The organism is Aquabacterium sp. A08 (assembly GCF_011742065.1).
This window is the reverse complement of the sequence record NZ_JAAQQT010000546.1, coordinates 1-4,534: the sequence shown is the minus strand read 5'-3', so window position 1 is coordinate 4,534 and position 4,534 is coordinate 1. Positions and strand designations below refer to the sequence as shown.

Annotated in this window: 6 protein-coding genes; 5 read left to right on the top strand and 1 reads right to left on the bottom strand. The window is 68.6% G+C overall.

Features of this window, described 5'->3' with window-relative positions:
* From HA630_RS04835 to HA630_RS04815, 5 genes are all read left to right on the top strand, one after another.
* Window positions 1–361: phosphoribosylanthranilate isomerase (locus tag HA630_RS04835; protein ID WP_407061934.1), on the top strand; the 361-nt coding region annotated here is incomplete at its 5' end.
* A gap of 116 nt (window positions 362–477) precedes the next feature.
* Window positions 478–1,779, top strand: coding sequence for a tryptophan synthase subunit beta (trpB, locus tag HA630_RS04830; protein ID WP_166832837.1), 1,302 nt, complete (start codon window positions 478–480; stop codon window positions 1,777–1,779).
* Between the two features lie 4 nt (window positions 1,780–1,783).
* The gene (gene trpA / locus HA630_RS04825; protein ID WP_166832835.1) at window positions 1,784–2,602 is read left to right on the top strand and encodes a tryptophan synthase subunit alpha; all 819 of its coding nucleotides are present in this window, start codon (window positions 1,784–1,786) and stop codon (window positions 2,600–2,602) included.
* A 69-nt stretch (window positions 2,603–2,671) separates the two neighbouring features.
* Window positions 2,672–3,544 (top strand): acetyl-CoA carboxylase, carboxyltransferase subunit beta, encoded by an 873-nt coding sequence (gene accD, locus HA630_RS04820; protein WP_166832833.1) that lies wholly within the window; start codon window positions 2,672–2,674, stop codon window positions 3,542–3,544.
* A gap of 28 nt (window positions 3,545–3,572) precedes the next feature.
* Complete coding sequence (locus HA630_RS04815; RefSeq protein WP_371809199.1) at window positions 3,573–4,214, top strand: LON peptidase substrate-binding domain-containing protein; 642 nt, start codon at window positions 3,573–3,575, stop codon at window positions 4,212–4,214.
* Window positions 4,215–4,296: 82 nt separating this feature from the next.
* Here HA630_RS04815 and HA630_RS04810 read toward each other — a convergent pair.
* Window positions 4,297–4,534 (bottom strand): DUF2894 domain-containing protein (locus HA630_RS04810; RefSeq protein ID WP_166832829.1); only part of this gene is annotated, 238 nt, incomplete at its 5' end.

Sequence of the window (4,534 nt, the reverse complement as noted above, 5' to 3'; positions counted from 1 at the left end):
GGCCCGCGTGCCCCTGGGCGATGGCGCGCGCAACTTCGATCTCCTAAAATATGCGGCAGATCACCGCCACGCCCAGGCCCTGCTGCTGGACGCCCAGGTCCAAGGCTACGGCGGTGGTGGACACGCTTTCGACTGGACAGCCTTCCCGTGGTCACACCCGCAACTCAACGCCAGCGCTCGCCTCGTTTTGTCTGGTGGGCTCACACCTGCAAATGCGACCGATGGCGTGCGCTTGGTGCGGCCTTGGGCGGTTGACGTGAGTTCGGGCGTGGAAAGCGCCAAGGGCATCAAGTGCCCGGACCTGATCGACCGCTTCGTGGCCGCCGTGCGCCGCGCCGATGCCGAACCCGTTGCAGACTGAACGCCCTCCCCGCGCACCCCGCCGCCGTCACGGCCCCCAGACCCGCGTCGCGGGTGCAAACCACCTCCCCAGTGGGCGCTGGCCTCCACCGCCCCACCCTCTTTGAAAGCCGAACCATGTTCGAATACCAGCAACCCGATGCTCAGGGCCATTTCGGCCCCTACGGCGGCAGCTTCATCAGCGAGACGCTGACCCACGCCATCGCCGAACTGCGCGCGGCCTATGCCCGGTACCAGCACGACCCCGAGTTCCTGCGCGAATTCCAGTACGAACTCAAACACTTCGTGGGCCGGCCCAGCCCGGTGTACCACGCCGCGCGCACCAGCCGCGAAATGGGCGGCGCGCAAATCTTCCTCAAGCGCGAGGACCTGAACCACACCGGCGCGCACAAGATCAACAACGTCATCGGTCAGGCCATGCTGGCCAAGCGCATGGGCAAGCCGCGCGTCATTGCCGAGACCGGTGCCGGCCAGCACGGTGTGGCCACGGCCACCATCTGCGCCCGCTATGGGCTGGAATGCGTGGTGTACATGGGCGCCGAGGACGTGAAGCGCCAAAGCCCCAACGTGTACCGCATGAAGCTGCTGGGCGCCACCGTGGTGCCGGTGGAAAGCGGCAGCAAGACCCTAAAGGACGCGCTGAACGAGGCCATGCGCGACTGGGTGACGAACGTGGAAAACACCTTCTACATCATCGGCACCGTGGCCGGCCCGCACCCCTACCCCATGATGGTGCGGGACTTCCAGAGCGTGATCGGCAACGAGGCGCTGGAGCAGATGCCCGAGATGCTGGCCGACCTGCGGCTGCCCGGCAACGGCACCGAATTGCAACCCGACGCGGTGATCGCCTGCGTCGGTGGCGGCAGCAACGCCATGGGCATTTTCCACCCCTACATCGCGCACGAGGGCACGCGCCTGATCGGCGTGGAAGCCGCGGGCGAAGGCATGGACACGAACAAGCACTCCGCCTCGCTGCAACTGGGCCAGCCCGGCGTGCTGCACGGCAACCGCACCTACATCCTGCAGGACGACAACGGCCAGATCACCGAAACCCACAGCATCAGCGCCGGGCTGGACTACCCCGGCGTGGGCCCCGAACACGCCTGGCTCAAGGACATCGGCCGGGCCGAGTACGTGGGCATCACCGACACCGAGGCGCTGGAGGCCTTCCACTACCTGTGCCGCACCGAGGGCATCATCCCCGCGCTGGAGTCCAGCCACGCGGTGGCTTACGCGCTGAAGCTGGCCAAGACCATGCGGCCGAACCAGTCCATCCTGGTCAACCTGTCGGGCCGGGGCGACAAGGACATCGGCACCGTGGCCGACCTGTCGCAAGCCGATTTTTATTGCCGCCCCAGCTGCCGTGGCCAGTCCGTCAAGGGCGGCACCGAACAGCCCGTGACCCTGATGAAAGCCTGACGCCATGAGCCGCATCGCCTCTACCCTCCAGCAGCTCCAGGCCCAGGGCCGCAAGGCGCTGATCCCCTACGTCACCGCCGGCTTCCCCTATGCCGACGTGACACCCGAGCTGATGCACGCCATGGTCGCGGCGGGTTCGGACATCATCGAACTCGGCGTGCCGTTCTCCGACCCCATGGCCGACGGCCCGGTGATCCAGAAGGCCGGTGAACAAGCGCTGACCTTCGGCGTGGGCATGGCCCAGGTGCTGGACATGGTGCGCGCCTTCCGCCAGACCGACGCCACCACCCCGGTGGTGCTGATGGGTTACGCCAACCCGGTGGAGCGCTACGAAATCAAGCACGGCGCCGGCAGCTTCGCGCGCGACGCCGCCGCCGCCGGCGTGGACGGTGTGCTGATCGTGGACTACCCGCCCGAGGAATGCGAGGCCTTTGCCGCCGCTTTGAAGCAGCACGGGCTGGACCTGATCTTCCTGCTGGCCCCCACCAGCACCGACGAGCGCATGGCCCAGGTGGGCCGCGTCGCCAGCGGCTACGTGTACTACGTGTCGCTCAAGGGCGTGACCGGCGCCGGCCACCTCGACACCGACGCGGTGGAAGCCATGCTGCCGCGCATCCGCCGCCACGTGAACACCCCGGTGGGCGTGGGCTTTGGCATCCGCGACGCGGCCACCGCCTGCGCCGTGGGCCGCAGCGCCGACGCGGTGGTCATCGGCACCAAGATCATCCAGCTGATCGAGCACGAAACCCGCGAGAACGTCGCCCCGGTGGCGGGCGCCTTCCTCGCCGGCATCCGCCAGGCGCTGGACGGCTTGCGCGCATAATGTCGCCCATTCGCGAGCGCCCCACCCCACCCGGTGGGCGGCGTTCCCTGTGACCAGCAAGGAGAAACCATGTCCTGGCTCGAAAAACTGTTGCCCCCCAAGATCACCCACACCGACCCGGCCGAGCGCCGCAGCATCCCCGAGGGGCTGTGGATCAAGTGCCCGAGCTGCGAAGCGGTACTCTACAAGACCGACCTGGAAAAGAACCAGAACGTCTGCCCGCACTGCTCGCACCACCACCGCATCGGTGCCCGCGCCCGTTTGAACGCGTTCCTGGACGCCGAAGGCCGCTACGAGATCGGCCAGGAGGTCATCCCGGTCGATGCGCTGAAGTTCAAGGATAGCCGCAAATACCCCGAGCGCCTGAAAGAAGCGCTGGAGGCCACCGGCGAGACCGATGCGCTGGTCGTCATGGGCGGGGCGGTGCACACCCTGCCGGTGGTGGTGGCGTGTTTCGAGTTCGACTTCATGGGCGGCTCCATGGGCTCGGTGGTGGGCGAGCGTTTTGTGCGCGGCGTGGAAAACGCCATCGAACAGAAGGTGCCCTTCCTGTGCTTCACCGCCACTGGCGGCGCGCGCATGCAGGAAGGCCTGCTGAGCCTGATGCAGATGGCCAAGACCAACGCCGCCCTCACCCGGCTGGCCAAGAAGGGCCTGCCCTACATCAGCGTGCTGACCGACCCGACCATGGGCGGCGTGAGCGCCGGTTTCGCCTTCGTCGGCGACGTGGTGATCGCCGAACCCAAGGCCCTGATCGGCTTTGCCGGCCCGCGCGTGATCGAAAACACCGTGCGGGTGAAGCTGCCCGAGGGTTTCCAGCGCGCCGAATTCCTGCAGACCAAGGGCGCGGTGGACTTCATTTGCGACCGGCGCGAGCTGCGCGGCACCGTGGCCAACGTGCTGGCCATGCTGCAGCGCCAGAGCGCCGACGCCGTCGCCTGAGCCACGACTTGCGGCCCGGGTGACGACGGTGCACATCCCCCTGTTTCCGCTGGGCACGGTGTTGTTCCCCGGCGGCGTGTTGCCGCTGCAGATTTTTGAGGTGCGCTACCTGGACATGATGCAGCGCTGCCAGCGCGAGGGCACGCCCTTTGGCGTGGTGACGCTGCAGCAGGGCCACGAGGTGCAGCGGCGCGACCCGCAGGGTGGCGAGGCCTATGCGCAGGAGTCCTTCCTGCCGGTGGGCACGCTGGCCCACCTGACCGAGGTGGTGCAGCCCCAACCCGGGCTGCTGCGCATCGTCTGCACCGGCGGGGAGCGCTTCCGCGTGCTGACGTGTGAAAAACTCAAACACGGCCTGTGGGTGGCCGAGGTGCAGACCCTGCCCTCCGACCAGGCCGTGCCGGTACCGCCCGAACTGCAGGGCATGGGCACCGCCCTGCGGCAGCTGCACGCCCGCCTGCAGGCCGACCACCCGGGGCAACTGGCCCCACTGCCGCCCGATTCAGACGTCGGCAGCCCCTGGCAGGACGCCGGCTGGCTGGCCCACCGCTGGGCCGAACTGCTGCCCTTGCCCGCCGAAACCAAGCAACGCCTGCTGACGCTGGACAGCCCGCTGCTGCGGCTGGAACTGGTGGGCGACGCGCTCGACCAGCTCGGCGTGCCGCACTGAGGCGCGGGCCTGCGCCGGCGGACCGCTGCGCGTCGGCGCCCGAGTCGTGCGCGGCTGTTCCGGCGCTGGCCGGCAGCCCCTGTCAGGCTTTGGAACGGCGGCGCGCGGGTTTGCTGTCGGCCGGGCCGCTTTTGGGCGGGGCCTGCACCTGCTCCAGCCACAACAGCGCGTCCAGGTGCGCCAGAAAGTGCCGCAGGTAGGCGGGCGACCGCTCGCGCATCAGCACCAAGGTGCGCAACACCAACCGGTGCGAGTTCAGCGGACCGGCGTTGTCCGGCCCCCGGGCCAGGGCCTGGGCCAGCTGTGCGTCGGCCGACACC